This is a genomic window from uncultured Cetobacterium sp. (assembly GCF_947039425.1).
Classification (GTDB): Bacteria; Fusobacteriota; Fusobacteriia; order Fusobacteriales; family Fusobacteriaceae; genus Cetobacterium_A.
The window spans coordinates 13623-31637 of record NZ_CAMQYW010000001.1; the positions used below are offsets into that span (position 1 = coordinate 13623).

Genomic DNA, 18015 nt, shown 5'->3' on the forward strand with positions numbered 1-18015 from the left:
AATGTTGTATAAATTATGATATAATTTAGAAAAATAAAGAAAAAATAGGAGAGGGATAATGTTGAAATTATTTGATAATAATCAAGCTGAAAATAGAATAAAAGATTTAAGAGAAAAAATAGAAAGATATAATTATTTTTATTATACTAAAAATGAATCATTAGTATCTGATGTTGAATTTGATAAAATTTTAAAAGAACTTGAAAAACTAGAAGAGGAAAATCCTCATTTAAAAAAAGAGAATTCTCCATCAAAAAATGTGGGAGCAATTAACTTAAAAGAGTCAAAATTTAAAAAAGTAATACATAAAAAACCGATGTTAAGTTTGAGCAACAGCTATAATATTGAAGATGTAATAGCTTTTGGAGAGAGAGTTAATAAAAATTTAGAAAATAGATATTCTAATTTAGAGTATATTTTAGAATTGAAACTAGATGGAGCAAGTATAAGTATTCAATATGAAAATGGAGTTTTAGTTAAGGGAGTTACAAGAGGGGATGGAATAGAAGGAGAAGATGTTACAGACAATATTTTAGCTATAGAAAGTATTCCAAATTATTTAAAAGAAAAAGTGGATTTAGAAGTTAGGGGAGAAATAGTATTACCAATAAGTCAGTTTAAAAAATTAAATGAAAGTAGACTTGAAAATGGAGAGGATATTTTTGCTAATCCAAGAAATGCAGCAAGTGGAACATTGAGACAACTTGATGCTAATATAGTTAAAGAAAGAGGATTAGATGCATATTTTTATTTTTTAGTTGATGCAGAAAAATATGATATGAAGACACATAAAGAAAGTTTAGAGTATTTAGAAAAGTTAGGATTAAAAACAACTGGAATAGCTGAAGAGATTACTTGTATGGATGTAATGAAAAATAGAATTGATTATTGGGAGAAAGAAAAAGAAAAATTAGATTATGAAACTGATGGATTAGTGTTGAAATTAAATGACATCTCTTTATGGGAAGAGGTTGGATATACAACTAAAAGTCCTAGATGGGCAATAGCCTATAAATTTCCAGCAAAGCAAGTGACAACATTATTAAAAGATATAACTTGGCAAGTGGGAAGAACAGGAAAGGTTACACCAGTTGCAGAACTTGAAGAGGTAGAATTATCAGGAAGTAAAGTAAAAAGAGCAAGTTTGCATAATATTGATGAAATAATAAGAAAAGATATTAGAATAGGAGATAGAGTTTTTATAGAAAAAGCAGCAGAGATAATACCACAAGTTGTAAGTTCTGTTAAAGATTTAAGAACAGGAGAGGAAAAAGAAGTTATAGCTCCAAAAGATTGTCCTATATGTAATCACAAATTAGAAAAAGAAGAGGGACTAGTTGATTTAAAATGCGTAAATGAAGATTGTCCAGCAATAATTCAAGGAACTATAGAATATTTTGTATCTCGTGATGGAATGAATATATCTGGCTTTGGAAGTAAGATAGTGGAAAAAATGTTAGCATTAAATTATATAAAAAATATAAGTGATATATATAAGTTACATGAACATAAGGAGGAATTGATAACATTAGATAAAATGGGAGAAAAAAGTGTTGAAAAACTACTATTATCAATTGAGAAAAGTAAGAGTAGACCTTATGGGAAAACTTTATATGCTTTAGGAATACCTTTTGTGGGAAAATTTTTAGGAAATTTACTTTCTAAAAAAAGTGAAAATATTAATAATTTAGAAAAGATGACAAAAGAGGAGTTATTATCTATTGATGGAGTAGGAGAAAAGGTAGCGGAATCAGTTTATTCTTTTTTTAGAAATGAAAAAAGTTTGAATATTGTAAATAAATTAAAAAAGATTGGTATTAATTTTTCTATTGAAAATAAAAAAGAAGAAGAAAGCGAAAGAAAAGTAAATGAAAATTTATTTGGAAAAACTTTTTTATTTACAGGAAAATTATTAAAATTTAAAAGAGAAGAGATTAAAGATTTAATAGAATCTTTAGGAGGAGTTAATAGTTCAAGCGTTAATAAGAAATTGAATTATTTGATTGTTGGTGAAGATGCAGGAAGTAAATTAAAAAAAGCTCAAGAGCTAGGAACTGTAAATATATTAACAGAGGATGAGTTTATACAGATGATTAAATAAAAAGAAAAAATATGTTATTTTAGAATAATATGTATTATAATAGTTGTAGCTTAGATTGAGTATTTAATTTTCAATTTTCAATTCGGGGGGATAGATATGGAAAATAAATTACAGGAAAAATATATTGTAGAGTCTTCTGTAATAGAAAGAGTAGCCTTTAAAGAATTTAATAAAAAGAAAAAAAGCATATGATATTCAAAAAAAAATAGATCAAGAAAATGAAGATTTTTCAAAGGGAATATTAATAACAGGATTCCCAGGATGTGGTAAAAATTTAATACCTAAATTAGCATCAATAATTTTTGATTTACCCTTAATAAAAATAAATGTTAAGATGCTCTTAAGAGAAGAAATTAATGAGTTAAGATATAATATAAAAGTTCTACTAAAAAAAATAGAAAAATTAGAACCATGTATTCTTTGGATTGATGAAATTGATTTAAATGATGGAAGGGGAAATTTTGAAAAAAATATATTTTTAGAATTGTGTAATTGGTTAAAAGATAAAAATGATAGAATAATTCCAATTTTAATACTTAGAGACATATTTTCAACTTCTCTTAATGAAATAAAAAATAATGTATTTGATGAGATATTTTTTATAGATTTACCAAACAACGAGGAAAGAATAGATATTTTAAAAATTTATTTAAAAATTTTAGAAATAGATGAAAATAGTTTAATTCTTGAAAAATTATCATTGTTATTTCAAGGATATAGCAGTTATGAGATGAAAAAAATATCAAAAATTTTAATAGAAGAGTTATTTATTCAAGAGGAAAATTTTACTATTGAAAAAACTATAAATATTATTGAAAATAACAAACCATTATCAGAAATATTTGAGAAAAAAATTAAAAAAATTAAAGAATCTGTTAAAGAATTAAAGTTTCGATTATCATCTGAAAAATTAGAAAAAAATATAGTTATAAAAAAAATTATGAGAAAAAGTGATTTAGTTTATTCTAAAGGAGGAATATTTAAACCTAGTTTTTCTTTTGAAGAAATAGAAATTGTAAATTTATATGTTTCTAAATTTTTAGTAACTCAAAGTTTATGGGTTGATTTAATGAAAGAGAATCCAAGTCATGATAAAGGTGAAAATTTACCTGTAGAAAGGATATCTTGGTGGAAATCTTTAGAATACTGCAATAATTTAAGTGAAGCTTATGGATTTTTGCCAGTTTATAATTTGGAAAGTGGAAATTTAAAAATAAACTATTTATCGGGAGAAATAGTAGAAGCAAATATGGCAGATTTTGGAAAAACAGAAGGATTTAGATTGCCAACAGAAGCAGAATGGGAATGGATAGCTAAAGGTGGAGATAAAACTTTAGGAAAAAGTTTAACAAAATATTGTGGAAGTGATAATTTGGATGAAGTGGCATGGCATTGGGATAATTCTTTTAGAAAAAGTCATGAAGTTGGAAAAAAAGATCCAAACGAATTAGGAATTTATGATATGAGTGGGAATATTTGGGAATGGTGTTATGATACTAAAACTCAAGGTGAAATTTCAAAAGAAAAGCCATATTTGTATGATATAACAGAGGGATATAGAAGATTAAAAGGGGGATCTTGGGGAAATTATGAAAATTATTGTACTCCAAGTTACCGTTATTATGGTGGAGCAGTAGGATATGGCAGTAATATAGGATTAAGAGTAGTTAGAACAGCAAAATAAAAAAACCAGAAATTTTCTGGTTTTTTTTTATTTTTTTACAATTAATTAAAAAGGATATATGCACCAAGACAACCAAAGGTTTGTATAAATACCATTCCAATAAAACCAACGATAAAAGGTTTAATACCAACTTTAAATAATTTTTTTAAATTTATTTTTAATCCTAGAGAAGCCATTGCAATAGTTAAAACTATATTTGCAAATTTAGGAATAAATTTATTTATTTCTGGTGGAATAATCTGTAAAGAGTTAATAATAACAGCAAGAATAAAACCTAAAACATAAATTGGAAAATCAATTTTTTTCCCTTCTTGATTTCCATTTTTTCTTGATTTCCATATTGTAAACGCTATAGAAACTGGAACTAAAAATAAAACTCTAGTTAATTTAGTAAGAATTGCCATAGATTCAGCAATAGGTGATCCAACAGCACCACTAGCCGCAACAACTTCAGCAACATCAGGAAGAGTAACACCAACCCATGCACCATAAAATTGTGGATCTAAATTAAGAGCTTTATAGATCATTGGGAAAACAAACATAGCAATGGTACCAAAGAATGTGATAGCTCCTATTCCAAAGGCTGTATCTTTCTCATCAGCATCAACTATAGGACCTATAGTTGCAATGGCAGATGCGCCACAAATAGATGTACCAGCTGCTAAGCAAATACCTAACTCTTCATCTAAGCCAAATTTATCTGAAACAAATTTAATTGTTAAAATAGTAGCTGTTAAAAGACAAGCTATGAAAATAATTCCTGTAAAACCTAATTTAGTTAATTCTGTAAGACTAAGTTTGAATCCTTGTAAAATAACTCCAAATCTCAGAATTTTTTTACTTGTAAATTTAACACCTGGTTGAAAAATTTCCATTTTATTAATATTAGTAAAATTAGAAAAAATCATACCAATAATAATAGCATATAGAAGTGAACTAATATGTAGTTGCTTATTTAGTTCTGTTCCATAAAGACTAAGTGCAATAAATGCAATTGAAAAAGTAAGTGCAAGACCTGTTGATAATTTTTTTAACATTTTAACTCCCCTTTGTTAATATATATTTCGATTTAGTTTATATATAATATTAATTTTTGTAAAGGGTACTTTTTTATGAAAAAAAAATTAAAAAATAACTAGATCTTGATAAATCCTAATTTTTCAAGAGTTTGAACATCTTTAATAGTTAATAAAGGATTAACCTTAATAGATTGAATATGACTATTTAAAAAATCAACAGTGTGAATAATAAAATCTACTTTTTCTAAATTATATACTTGGAATTGATAAAAAGATATTTCATCAATAATATTAAGCAGAAAATTTTTAGAAAGTTGATCTTTTAAAACTTTAGAAGCACCAACACCAAGGTTACAAACAAGCAAAATATTTTTTTTATGAATTTTATTTTTTTCAAGTCTTAACATGCTTGATTTTATATGAAAAAAGATAAATATAATTTCATCGTCATTAAATTTAATTTTAAAAGTATTTTCAAGTTCTTTACATTCTTTTTTTATTTTATTTATTAAATCAGCATAGTCAACAATTCCTTCTTGTAAACATGGATTGATAATAGGTATTTTATTTGAAATTTTAAAAATAGCTGATTTTAAATGTGATCCTAAAGTTTTAATAAGGTAATTATCAGAATGTAAATTTAAGTTATAGTCATCTCCAATGTTTTTTAAAATATTAATAAGATTAGAATAAAATATTTCCTCTTTTTTTAAAATTATTGGATTGTTTCCTGAATAACAAAGTCCAAATAAAAAAAATAATAATGATGATTTCTCATAATAATTATCAAAAACATTAGAAATATTATCAATAAATTTATAATAAGTTTTAAGTTTATATTCTGAATTATTAGATATTGTAAAAAGAGGATCTTTTAATTTTGTGAGAATCAATTTATTTTTTATTCTATAATATTGTACAGATAAAACAATAGATAATATTTTAGAAGTTTCGAAAGATGAATTTTTACCTTTTAGCATATTGAAAATTAGATATTCTGATTCACGAATATTTATGTTTTTAAAAAAGAAATTGAAATTTTTTAAAAAATAACTTAAAAAGAAAAAACGGATATCATTTTCACTTCCTTCTATTGTAAGTCCTAATCTATTTTTATAAATTAAATTTAATGAATTTTCTTTTAGTTTTTCTTTTAGTTCTTTTAAATCTTTTTTTATAGAGCTTTTACTTTGTGAAAAAAGTTCTTCTAAAGGACCAATACTAATATAGTTATCAATAAGTAGTTTTTTGATAATTATATTAAGTCGTTGTGTTTTATTAAAAAAAGTAAAATCAAAATTAGAAGTTATATTTTTTAAATCTGAAAAATTATGGATATAAAAATTGTTAAATCTTTTTTTTATAATGCTTTTATTTGTTATTTTTAATAAATAGTTGATTTTATCAAATTTATATTGTATTTGAGATCCTTTTAAGCTAGGAAAATCAAGGGGAGTTATTTTTTTTTTATTTAATAATATAAGCGTATTTATAAAGTCAAAATCATCTTTTGTAAGTTTCAATTTCATCTCCTTAAACCTTCTATTATATAATTAATTTTTTATTTGTAAAGGGTTACTTTTTTTTAAAAATAAAAAAATCAAATGATATATACTTGGTATTTTACCATTAAAATCAATAGATTATCAAGAATAAAATGTTTTTTTTAATGAAAATAAGCGTCAATAAACTTTACTTTTAGTATATTTTCGGTTATATTTGTATCATAAAGAAATAAAAAACGAAATAATTTTATAACGAGGAGATGGTAGTAATGAATTTAGCAAAATTCCCAAGAAAGAGATATACAGAAGGTCAAACACCTATTGAAAAATTAGAAAATTTTTCAAAAGCTTTAGGAGGACCAACTATTTATATAAAGAGAGATGACCTTTTAGGATTAACTTCTGGAGGAAATAAAACTAGAAAGTTAGAGTTCTTAATGGCAGATGCAATAGCAAAAGGTGCAGATACAATTTTAACATGTGGAGCAGTTCAATCTAATCACTGTAGATTAACTCTTGCAGCAGCAGTTAAAGAGGGATTAAAGTGTCAAATGATATTAGAAGAGAGAGTAGCAGGAAGCTATAAGCCAGAAGGAAGTGGAAATAACTTTTTATTCAACTTATTAGGTGTAGAGGAAACTTTTGTTGTACCTGGTGGAACAAATATGATGGAAGAGTTAGAAAAATTAGCTGCTAAATTAGAAGCAGAAGGAAGAAAAACTTATATCGTACCTGGGGGAGGATCTAATCCTATTGGATCAACAGGATATGTAGCTTGTGCTGAAGAGATTATGTCTCAGTTATTTGAAAAGGGAATCAATATTGATCATATGGTAATACCATCAGGATCAGCTGGAACTCATGCTGGAATTATAGCTGGAATGGTTGGAGTTAATGGAAATATACCTGTAACAGGAGTAAGTGTAAATAGAAATAAGGAACTTCAAACAAATGCAGTTTGGAATCTTGCTAAAGCAACAGCGGAAAGAGTAGGAATAGCTACTGAAATAACAAAGGATATGGTTCAAGTAACAGATGAGTATGTAGGTCCAGGATACTCTTTACCTTCAGATGCAATGGTAGAAGCTGTTCAATTACTTGCTAGAACAGAGGGGATTTTATTAGACCCAGTTTACACAGGAAAAGTAATGGCAGGATTAATTGGAATGGTTAGAGAAGGAAAGTTTAAGAAAGAGGATAACGTTCTTTTCTTACATACAGGTGGATCACCAGCTTTATATGCATACGAAGCAACAGTTTTAAAAAAATAATAAATTCCCCTTCTCTGTAAAAAGAGAAGGGAGGATTTTCTTTTTAAAAAAGCTGTTATTATTTAGTTAATAACAGCTTTTTTAATTGGAAAATTCAAATATAAACTATAAACAAAAAAACTAGGAGGAAATATGGAAGAAATATTATCAAGCGGAAATTTATTATTTGGATTAGGAATTTTTATTGCAAATATTATTCAGGGATTAACTGGATTTGCAGGATCATTACTGGCAATGCCACCATCAATACATTTACAAGGATTAGATACTGCAAAGGTTGCAGTAAATACTTATGGACTTATTAGTTCATTAATTATATTTTCAAAAAATTATAAACAAATAGATTGGAAAGAAGCAAAAAAATTATTAGCCTTAATGGGGATAGGATTAGTAAGTGGAATTTACCTTTCAGGAGTAGTGGAATCAGCTATCTTATTGAAAGTTTATGCTGCATTTATAATTTTAATAGCTTTTAAAGAGATGTTTTATAAAGGAGCTCTAGATTTTGGAGATAAAGCTTTAATTGGAGTAGTAATATTAGCGGGAATATTTCAAGGGTTATTTGTTTCAGGAGGACCTTTATTAATAATTTATGTTGCTAAGAAATTAAAAGAGAAAAATCAAATTAGAGGAACTTTATGTTTTGTATGGATATTCTTGAATGGTTATATGATGGTAAATCAGTTTTTAACAGGACAGTTTACAGCTCATAACACAATTGTGACATTAATAGGATTACCAGGAGTATTTTTAGGAGTTGCAATTGGTGGATATTTAGCTAAAATATTATCAAAAGAAAAATTCTTAAAAGTAGTATATGTTTTATTATCAATATCAGGATTTTCATTATTCTTATAATTGTTGTATAATAAAATTTTGGGGAGGCATATAGAGTGAAAATAAATTTGAGCGATAAAAAGAAGGGAATTGTAGCAATAGCAGGTCATGTTGGATGTGGGCATTGTCATAGTTTGAATAACCAAGTTCAAGATGATTCTCCTGGTCTTTCAGTTGTTTTAAGCTTATTTAAAGAAGCAACAGGAATATCATTAAAAGTTAAAGAGTTTATATTTGAAGATAATAAAGTAGTAGCTATTTTAGAAAATGGTGGAACTGGATATGGAATAGCTAGACGTGGCATAACAAAGCATGAAAAAAATATGATAAATAGAATTGTAGGAAAAGAAGTAATAAATACACATACAATAGTTCTTGAAGAGTTTGGAAGGATATATGGACAAGGAGTAACAGAAACTCCAGTAGCAGTTCAAACAGCTCTAGCTAATGCAGCACTAAATAGTTTTTTAGTTAATTATCCAGAAAAATTCATTGGAACAGTAGAAACTGTACCAGGAAATTATGGAAATATAGTTGGAACAGTTTTAGATATTGATGGAATTCCAACAAGTGTGTTAGGAACTGTAAATGCAACTGTAGGAGGATTAGGTCCCAATGAAGATTTAGAAGGAAATTCACCGAATTATTCTAAAAAAGAGATTATAGAAAAGTTAGGAATGGATAAATTGCCTACAATTGTTGTAGAGGCTATGATATCTTCAGGTTTTTCTAAAGGATTAGCAGAAAATACATACTTTGTAAGAGGAGATGAAGAGGATGATAATCCTTATGTAGTTGAAGCGATTAAAAATGCTTGTTCAACATTAACTCTTCCAATAAGACATCATTTAACAGGAATGAAAAGAACAAAAGATGCTTTAAGAACAAATACAAAAAATGTTGGAGAAAAGATTAAATCTTTAGGAGAAGCTTTAAGTAAAGCTGAAACATCTGAAGAGAAAGTAAATATAATCGGTGAAATAGCTCTTGTTGTAAGTCAAGATTGTGGTGGAATAAGTTTTATGAGTAATGAATTACATGAAGAGATTGGTGGAGCTGGAATGATTAAGAAAACTTCAGCAGTAATTAATTTAGTTGTTACTGAAGAATATGCAAAAGAAAATCCAATTCCATTTTTAACAGAAAAAGAGCTACAAGAGTATGTAGCAATAACAAAAGAAACAGTTAAAGAGATAGCTAAAAAAGTTGAAGCAGCAACAAATCATATAATCTAAGATGAAAGGAGCAGGATATTCTGCTCCTTTTTTATTTGAAATTATTAATTTTATCTGTTATTTGTTTTGATGCTTTTTTCATAGAGATAATTAATTTTGAAACATAGTCATCTTTAAAACTAGAACTAAACATGGGACAACTAAGAGCAGCAATAATTCGATTATTACTACTGAATATAGGAATTGCTACTGCGCAAATGGCTTCACAATGTTCTTTATTATCAAAAGCTATTTTTTTTATATTAATTTTAAAGAGTTCTTTTTTTAATTCTTCTCTAGATTCAATTGTATATTGAGTATATTTTGGTAAAATATTCGGGAGAAGAGAATTAAGTTTTTTTTCACTAAATTGACATATAAGCAGTTTACTAGCAGCACCTGCATGAAGAGGAAAGATAGCATTTTCAGGTACAGAAATTTTTTGTATATCATTACTTTCTATTTTATTGATAACTCTAATTTTATTATCTTCAAAAACACTTATTTTAAAAGTTTCTTTAAAATTTAATGAAAGATCTTCTAAAAAAGGTAAGGATATATTTTTTAATAAAGTAGTATCGTGAAATTTACTAGAAAAATATTTGAATTTTTCTCCAAGGGAATATTCTTTACCATTAAAACTTAGATAGTTTAACATTATAAGAGAGTGTAAAAGTCTATTAGTTGTAGCTTTAGAAATATTTAAATTTTTAGAAATTTCAGATTGAGTAGCATTTTCACAAAGAAATAAGTGATTAAAAATTTTATCAATTTTTTCCACAGATGGAACTAAATTGTTCATGTAAACCTCCCATAAGTTACTATTTTATCTATATAATAACTTATGGATATTAAGTTGTAAACAAATTATCTAGAAACACTAGAAATATTGTTATTAATTAAATTATAAATTTCTTCTTTTTTAGCAAGGTTAGCATCTCCTTTTATAGTATGTTTATAAACAGATGCGCCAGTGGCAAAATCAATAACTTCCTGTGCGGGTAAAGACATGAAGATACCATAGAGAGCACCAGCAGCAAAGGCATCACCACCACCAACTCTATCAACAATTTGAAAGTTATAAGATTGAGATGTGAACAATTTATTATTAGTATATAAAAATCCAGTTAAACTATTTTCGTGAACTGAGTGAACAATTCTTTCTGTTGATAAAAAATATTTTATGTTGGGATATTTTTTAGATATTATACTATAATAGCTTCTTAGATTATCTTTAAAGTTTAAAGAAGATTCTTCAAGAGATATTTTTAAAATGTACTTAGCATCAAGAATTCCTGCAAAGCAAATATCAATATAAGGTAGGTAGGTAGTTAAAACTTTAGAAGCTTCCTCAATTGTCCAAAGTTTGCTTCTATAATTAAAATCAAAACTAATTAGAATCTTTCTTTTTTTAGCTTCTGTTATAATAAATAACATAAGAGCTCTACAAGAGCTAGACAGAGCTGGTGTGATGCCAGACAAATGAAGAATTTTACAATTATCTAAAATACTATTAATATTTAATTCAGAAAAATTTAACGTAGAAAAAGAAGAGTATTTTCTGTCGTAAATAACAGAGGAACTTCTAACACTAGTTCCAACCTCAAGATAGTAAGTTCCAAGACGCTCTCCTCCTAAAATACAGTTAGTAGTACAAACATCATTACTTTTTAAATATTTAAGAAGAGATTCAGATAAGGGATTATTAGGGATTTTAGTAACAAATTCACTATTTATTCCAAAATTAGCTAAAGAAATAGCCACATTAGCTTCACTACCTCCATAATCTCCTTGAAAAGATGACGATTGAGAAAAACGCTTATTATTTTCAGTGGATAATCTCAACATAATTTCACCTAAAGTGACAATTTTAAACATTATTTATCACCTCTTTAATCTCTTTAATTTTTTTTATAAATTCAATAGCAGTATTTGTAATATCTTCACTTTTACCACTTGCTAACTTTCCACCAACTCCAACAGCAATTACACCATTTTTAAACCATTCCTGCACATTATCTAAAGAAACCCCACCTGTAGGCATTATATTTATTTGAGGAAGAGGTGCTTTAACCCCTTTTATAAAATCAGGACCGAAATTGCTTCCAGGGAAAAGTTTAATAATGTCACATCCTAATTCTAAAGAAGTGATCATTTCAGTAATTGTCATACATCCAGGCATATATGGAATTTGATATCTATTACAAAGTTTAGCAGTGTTTTCATCAAAAGCTGGAGAAACAATGTATTTAGCACCAGAAAGTATTGCTATTCTTGCAGTTTCGCTATCAAGAACTGTACCAGCTCCAATAAGTAGATTTTTATGAGAAAACTCTTTGTTTAATTCATTTATAATAAAAGAGGCATTAGGTGTTGTATAAGTGATTTCAATAGCTGTTATACCCCCCTGAATACAAGCCATAGAGATACGCTTAGCCTCATCTAAACTATTAGCTCTAATAACAGCTACAATACCAGTTTCAATTAATTTATTGATAATATTATATTTATTTAACATTAAAAATTCCCCCTTTGTTTTTATATTAATTTTAAAAAAAAAAGAAATAAAAAACAATGGTAATTTTTTTATAAAGTTTCATATATGAAATTAAACTAGCACATTTTTGTAAAATAGAGTATGATATAAAATAATACTTTTTCAAGGAGGAAAAAATGAGACAGTATGAAGATATACTTGAAGATAATTTAGAATGGGTTGGAAAAAAATTATCTTTGGATAAAGATTATTTTAAAAGACTTTCAGAGGGACAAAAGCCACCATTTTTATACATAGGATGTTCAGACAGTAGAATGCCTATAGATACTTTTACTCAAAGTGAGCCTGGGAGTTTTTTTATACATAGAAATATAGCCAATCAAATTTTTTCTAATGATATGAACTGTTTAGCTACATTAGAATATGCTGTTGATGTTTTAGAAGTAGAACACATTATAGTTTCAGGACATTATAATTGTGGGGGAATTAAAGCGGCACATGATAAATGTAGAAAATCTAACATTTTATCAAGTTGGTTAATGCCGATAAAAAAAATAGAGGTAGAACACAAAGAGGAATTAAATGAGATAGAGGATGAAGATGAAAGATTAGATAGATTAACAGAGTTAAATGTATTAGAACAATTAAAACATCTTTTTGAATTAGCAATTGTGAGAAATAAAATAGAAAGTGGGAAATATCCAAAAATTCATGGATGGATTTTAGATATAAGACATGGAGAGATTATAGAGATAGAAGTTCCAATAGAAGAGTGGAAAAGTAAGGGGATAATTCCTACAGAATATAACAAATAAAAAAAGAGATGGCCGCAGGATGGTCATCCCTTTTTTTATTTTAACTCATGGCGAATTAAGCTAACCAAGCTCCAAACATCCAAATATGTTTTTGATATAGAGCTGCAGCATCAGTTAAAAGTGCTAATGTTTCTTGATCGTCAACATCTTCAGCAATTTTAATGATAATATTAATTTCAGATAAAAGAAGTTTAAAGTCTTCATGCATACATGTAACTACTTCTTTACCATTATAAGCTTTACTTTCAATTTCATTAATAACTGTATGTTTTAAATATACTTCTAAAGAAGCGAAAGGTCTTTCATTTTTCATAAGAAGTCTTTCAGCAACAGCATCAATTTGAGTATCAACTTCTCCCATAATTCCATCAAGCATTGGGTGAATAACAAAGAATTGCTCTCCTACTAAATTCCAGTGGAAATTATGTAATTTAGTTTTAAAAACATGTAAATCTCCAACGAATTTATTCATTTGAAATATTAAATCTTTATTCATATCCATAATAAACCTCCTTATAATGAAACTGTTTTATTACTGTTTCTAAGTAACTTTTCTATCTGTTTTCATTTTACTCCTTTTTATGTTAATGTCAAATTCAGAACACACTAACTGTTCTATAACAGTTTTTTGAAAGTGAAAAAACAGTTGACATTTAAGTAATCATAGATTATAATCATGCTTATAAAAATAAAAAGATAAGGGAGGTCACATTATGTTATTTAGAGTTAATAGGATAAGGGTAAAGAAAAATAAAACTCAATATTCTATTATATTCTTATTGGCTAATGCTGATTTTCCAAATTTAAATTTATAGTGAAAACTATAAAAAGTTTCTTTTTGGATAAGAAGCTTATATATTTATATTAATTTTAGTATATAAAATTAATGAGCCCAAGAGAGTATATCTCTTGGGCTCTTTTTTATTCAAAATATAAATAAATTAAAATAAAAGGAGTGAGTAATGGATTATTTAGAAACGTTAAAAGCAATTTTTATTGATGGACACAGATATCAATATATGATACAAGGATTAGGATTTTCAGTAGGTGTAACTTTATTTTCAGCAGTGTTTGGAATTGTAGTGGGAGTACTATTAGCTTTATTGAGATTGTCAAAGTTTAAACAAATAGCTATTATCTATATAGATTTAATAAGAGGAACACCAGCAGTTGTACAACTTTTAATTTTAGCAAATATAGTTTTTGCAAGTTTTAGAGATATGCCGATTTTTTTAATTTCAGGAATAGCTTTTGGAATAAATTCAAGTGCTTATGTAGCTGAGATAATTCGTGCAGGAATAGAGGGGTTAGATAAAGGCCAGATGGAAGCAGCAAGAGCTCTTGGAATGAATTACAAGATATCTATGAAAGAGGTTATAATGCCACAAGCAATTAGAAAAATTTTACCAGCATTAGTTAGTGAGTTTATAACTTTATTAAAAGAAACTTCAATTGTTGGATTTATAGGTGGGGTAGATCTTTTAAGATCTGCAAGTATTATAACTTCTCAAACATATAGAGGAGTAGAACCATTATTAATGGTTGGATTAATATATTTAATATTAGTAGGAATATTTACAAAAATAATGAGACATGTGGAAAAGGGGTTGAAAACAGCATGATAAAGGTAAAAGATTTATATAAAAATTTTGGAGAATTAGAAGTTTTAAAAGGAATTTCAACAGAGATAAAAAAAGGGGAAGTTGTTGCTGTAATTGGTCCATCAGGGAGTGGGAAATCAACATTTTTAAGATGTTTAAACAGACTTGAAGAGTCAACATTTGGACATGTTCTAATAAATGGAGAAGATTTAACAAGTCCTGAAACAGATATAAATAAAGTGAGAGAAAAAATAGGGATGGTATTTCAGCATTTCAATCTATTTCCCCATAAAACTATTTTAGAAAACTTAACATTAGCTCCGAGAAAAATAAAAAAAATTTCAGAAGAGATTATTGATGAAAAAGCAATAGATTTATTAAAGAAAGTTGGATTAAAAGATAAAGCTTTAGCATATCCAGAACAACTATCGGGAGGACAAAAACAAAGAATAGCTATAGCGAGAGCACTCTGTATGGATCCAGATATAATATTATTTGACGAACCAACATCAGCACTTGATCCAGAAATGATAAGAGAAGTTTTAGATGTAATGAGATCTCTAGCAGATGAGGGAATGACAATGGTAGTTGTAACTCATGAAATGGGATTTGCTAGAAAAGTAGCAGATAGAGTTTTGTTTATGGATAAAGGAATAATACAAGAGGATACTACACCAGATGAATTGTTTAATGGAAATAAACAAAGTAGAGCAAAAGAATTTATAGAAAAAGTACTGAATCACTAAAATAAAGGGAGGAATAAAATGAAAAAAGTATCAAAAATAGTTATGGGGGTTTTAATATTTATATTATCAGTTTCTGCTTTTGGTAAAGGAAAAATATATGTGGGTACAAATGCAGAGTTTCCGCCATTTGAGTATTTACAAGATGGAAAAATTGTAGGGTTTGATATAGATTTAATTAATGCTATTGGGAAAGAAATAAATAAAGATATTGTTATAAAAGATATGGCTTTTGATGGTTTGATTCCAGCATTACAAATGAATAAAGTAGATATTGTTATTGCAGGAATGACAGCTTCAGAAGACAGAAAAGCAGCAGTTAATTTTTCTTCTCCGTATTATGAAGCTAATCAAGTTATCATATTAAATGAAAATAATAAAGATATTAAAGGTTTTAAAGATCTTAATGGAAAGATTGTGGGAGTTGTTTTAGGATTTACAGGAGATTTAGTTATTAGTGAGATGAAGGATGTAAATAGTAAAAAATATAATGCATCTTATGGAGCTATAATGGAACTTCAAAACAATAAAATTGATGCTGTAGTTTTAGATTCTCAAACAGCAATAAATTATGTTAAACATAATAAAGGAATAAAATTATGTGATTCAAAAGGTGATTTAGAAGAGTATGCAATAGCAATAAGTAAAAATAATCCAAAATTATTATCTGAAATTAATAAGGCTATAGAAGAGTTAAAAAAGAATGGAACATATGATAAACTAATTGAAAAATATATGTAATTAAAAAGCCGAGTAAGGGGAATCACTCGGCTTTTTAGACATTTTTATTATAAAACAAAAGTGTCTCTAGTGGGGGGATTTTAATAAGGAAATCAGTAGAAAAATCAAGTGGAATGTTAAGGGGAGCATTCCATTGATAGATGTTTGATGCTATATTTTTACTGTATATAGGGAGAAAATCCTTTAAATTAAAAGAAAAATTTAAAATATTTTTATTAGATCTATTCCACATAACCAATATGAAGTTATTTTTATCTTTAGAGTATCTAAAATAAGCAAATATATCAATATGTGGAGAGAAAAATAAAACTTCTCCTTGAATTAAAAGACTATAATCACTTCTAAAAGAAGTTATTTTTTTATACCATTTTAAAAGATCTAAATCTTCATTTCCCCAAGGGTAAGTTCGTCTGTTATCAGGATCCTTATCACCCTCTAAACCGACTTCATCACCATAATAAATAACGGGAACTCCAGGAAGAGTAAATTGAATAAGACTAAGACTTTTAAGAGTAATTTGTAATTTATCTTTATCTGTAGGAGAGGGAAGAATATCAATAACAGCAGTTTTTATTCTTTTAACATCATGACTACTTAAAAGATTAAATAAAGAAAAGTAATTTTCCTTAGGATAGTTTTCTTGTAAACTTTTCATAAACATACAAAGAGTGGAAGAATCAATTGAAAAATTTAAGAAATTTAAAAGGTACTCACGCAGTGGATAATTCATAACAGAATCTAATTGTAATCCACTAAAATATTCTTTTCTTTGATTATAGCTAAGTTTATTACTTGCATCTTCCCAAACTTCACCAATTAAAATGGATTCATCATTTAGTTCTTTACACTTATATTTTAATTTTTCAATAAAATAACTGGGAAGTTCATCAGCAACATCCAATCTCCACCCCATAATTCCTTTAGATAACCAGTGATTGGTTACACTATCCTTTCCTTCAATAATAAAATCTAAAAAATTTGGATCTAATTCATTAACAGTTGGAAGATCGTCAATTCCCCACCAAGATTCATAAGAAGTTGGAAATTTTTTAAATTTATACCAAGAGTAATATGGTGATTTTTTAGAATTGTAAGCACCAATAGAGTCATATGTATTGTTTCTATTAAAGTAGATACTATCCTTTCCAGTATGATTAAAAACTCCATCTAAAATAATATTTATATTTTCATTTTTACAATTTTTAATTAGATGATTAAAATCATTGTTACTTCCTAATATTGGATCAATATTAAGATAATCACCAGTATCATATCGATGATTACTTGTTGCTTTAAAAATAGGATTTAGATAGATTAAATTAATATTTATAGATTTTAAATATGGAATTTTTTTTGAAATTCCATTTAAAGTTCCTCCAAAAAAATCCCAGCGTAGAATATTTTGATTTTCTCCGCGAATATATAAGGGTATATCATCCCAATGACCATAAATAAAAGAGTTTTTTTTAGGATTTTTTATACAATTGTTATAATTATCATTAAAAAATCTGTCAGGAAAAATTTGATAGGCAATGGAGTTTTTAAACCAACTTGGAGTAAAAGAATCCTTATAATATGTAGTTATTTGAAATAATTTAGGATTATTAAAATAGATGTCTCCTATCCCACCGAGATTAAGATTATTATTGCCGTAAAAAAATTTGTTTTTACCATTTATTTCAAAATAATAAAATAGTAATTTTGGAAACTTTGGAGTGTTAAATTTAACACTCCAAATTTCATAATTCTTTGAAAGATCTGATCTTTTTAATGGTATTATTTTAATTTTTGAATTATTAATATTATTTTTATTATCTTTAATAAGAAAAAGATTAACACCTTTACATAGAACAGATTTATGAATATGTATAGTTAGTGTGATCTGTTCATTACAAGGAACAGCACCAAATGGATTTTTAAATTCTAAGTTTTGAGAGTCAAATAACACAAGATTATTTGAAGGAGAATATGAGATTTTCTTCATAAT

The 18015-nt window shown here is 26.8% G+C and carries 16 protein-coding genes; 9 read left to right on the plus strand and 7 right to left on the minus strand.

The genetic code is table 11. The features are described from left to right. Positions 1-58: 58 nt before the first annotated feature. Complete coding sequence (gene ligA, locus Q0V09_RS00075) at positions 59-2101, plus strand: NAD-dependent DNA ligase LigA (protein WP_297486651.1); 2043 nt, start codon at positions 59-61, stop codon at positions 2099-2101. A 244-nt stretch (positions 2102-2345) separates the two neighbouring features. Next, the gene (locus Q0V09_RS00080) at positions 2346-3785 is read left to right on the plus strand and encodes an SUMF1/EgtB/PvdO family nonheme iron enzyme (RefSeq protein WP_297486679.1); all 1440 of its coding nucleotides are present in this window, start codon (positions 2346-2348) and stop codon (positions 3783-3785) included. Positions 3786-3826: 41 nt separating this feature from the next. Here Q0V09_RS00080 and Q0V09_RS00085 read toward each other — a convergent pair whose 3' ends face one another. Further along, the gene (locus Q0V09_RS00085) at positions 3827-4822 is read right to left on the minus strand and encodes a YeiH family protein (protein ID WP_297405976.1); all 996 of its coding nucleotides are present in this window, start codon (positions 4820-4822) and stop codon (positions 3827-3829) included. A gap of 98 nt (positions 4823-4920) precedes the next feature. Next, on the minus strand, positions 4921-6327 hold the full coding sequence (locus Q0V09_RS00090) for a PRD domain-containing protein (protein ID WP_297405975.1): 1407 nt from the start codon (positions 6325-6327) through the stop codon (positions 4921-4923). A gap of 251 nt (positions 6328-6578) precedes the next feature. Here Q0V09_RS00090 and Q0V09_RS00095 point away from each other — a divergent pair, with 251 nt between their 5' ends. The 3 genes from Q0V09_RS00095 to Q0V09_RS00105 all read left to right on the plus strand — a co-directional run bounded on the left by Q0V09_RS00095 (position 6579) and on the right by Q0V09_RS00105 (position 9652). Beyond that, positions 6579-7580, plus strand: a complete 1002-nt coding sequence (locus Q0V09_RS00095; protein ID WP_297486654.1) for a D-cysteine desulfhydrase — start codon at positions 6579-6581, stop codon at positions 7578-7580. Between the two features lie 132 nt (positions 7581-7712). Next, entirely contained in the window at positions 7713-8438 is a 726-nt protein-coding gene (locus Q0V09_RS00100; protein ID WP_297486657.1) for a sulfite exporter TauE/SafE family protein, read from the plus strand. Between the two features lie 35 nt (positions 8439-8473). Beyond that, positions 8474-9652 (plus strand): hypothetical protein, encoded by a 1179-nt coding sequence (locus Q0V09_RS00105; RefSeq protein WP_297486660.1) that lies wholly within the window; start codon positions 8474-8476, stop codon positions 9650-9652. 31 nt (positions 9653-9683) lie between these two features. Here Q0V09_RS00105 and Q0V09_RS00110 read toward each other — a convergent pair whose 3' ends face one another. The 3 genes from Q0V09_RS00110 to Q0V09_RS00120 form a co-directional block, all read right to left on the minus strand. Continuing rightward, positions 9684-10433, minus strand: a complete 750-nt coding sequence (locus tag Q0V09_RS00110) for an IclR family transcriptional regulator C-terminal domain-containing protein (RefSeq protein ID WP_297404393.1) — start codon at positions 10431-10433, stop codon at positions 9684-9686. A gap of 65 nt (positions 10434-10498) precedes the next feature. Continuing rightward, positions 10499-11509: a sugar kinase gene (locus Q0V09_RS00115; RefSeq protein WP_297404395.1), complete on the minus strand. Its 1011-nt coding sequence runs from the start codon at positions 11507-11509 to the stop codon at positions 10499-10501. Beyond that, positions 11502-12149, minus strand: a complete 648-nt coding sequence (locus tag Q0V09_RS00120; RefSeq protein ID WP_297404396.1) for a bifunctional 2-keto-4-hydroxyglutarate aldolase/2-keto-3-deoxy-6-phosphogluconate aldolase — start codon at positions 12147-12149, stop codon at positions 11502-11504. Before Q0V09_RS00120 ends, Q0V09_RS00115 begins: the two co-directional genes overlap by 8 nt. Before the next feature lie 155 nt (positions 12150-12304). On the opposite strand from Q0V09_RS00120, the gene Q0V09_RS00125 reads away from it, so the two are divergent. Further along, positions 12305-12943 carry a carbonic anhydrase gene (locus tag Q0V09_RS00125; RefSeq protein ID WP_297404397.1) on the plus strand — a complete coding sequence of 213 codons (639 nt, stop codon included), beginning with the start codon at positions 12305-12307 and terminating at the stop codon, positions 12941-12943. A gap of 55 nt (positions 12944-12998) precedes the next feature. Here the strand turns inward: Q0V09_RS00125 and Q0V09_RS00130 are convergent, their stop codons facing one another. Further along, on the minus strand, positions 12999-13445 hold the full coding sequence (locus tag Q0V09_RS00130) for a DNA starvation/stationary phase protection protein (protein WP_297404399.1): 447 nt from the start codon (positions 13443-13445) through the stop codon (positions 12999-13001). 460 nt (positions 13446-13905) lie between these two features. Between Q0V09_RS00130 and Q0V09_RS00135 the strand changes: the two genes are divergently transcribed. From Q0V09_RS00135 to Q0V09_RS00145, 3 genes are read left to right on the plus strand one after another with little or no spacing between them, the layout of a single operon-like run. Then, on the plus strand, positions 13906-14565 hold the full coding sequence (locus tag Q0V09_RS00135; protein ID WP_297404400.1) for an amino acid ABC transporter permease: 660 nt from the start codon (positions 13906-13908) through the stop codon (positions 14563-14565). Beyond that, positions 14562-15290, plus strand: coding sequence for an amino acid ABC transporter ATP-binding protein (locus Q0V09_RS00140; RefSeq protein WP_297404402.1), 729 nt, complete (start codon positions 14562-14564; stop codon positions 15288-15290). The genes Q0V09_RS00135 and Q0V09_RS00140 overlap by 4 nt, the downstream gene beginning before the upstream one ends. An 18-nt stretch (positions 15291-15308) precedes the next feature. Beyond that, positions 15309-16028 carry a basic amino acid ABC transporter substrate-binding protein gene (locus tag Q0V09_RS00145; protein ID WP_297404404.1) on the plus strand — a complete coding sequence of 240 codons (720 nt, stop codon included), beginning with the start codon at positions 15309-15311 and terminating at the stop codon, positions 16026-16028. A gap of 34 nt (positions 16029-16062) precedes the next feature. Here Q0V09_RS00145 and Q0V09_RS00150 read toward each other — a convergent pair whose 3' ends face one another. After that, entirely contained in the window at positions 16063-18012 is a 1950-nt protein-coding gene (locus Q0V09_RS00150; protein WP_297486663.1) for a glycoside hydrolase family 13 protein, read from the minus strand. Positions 18013-18015: the final 3 nt, after the last annotated feature.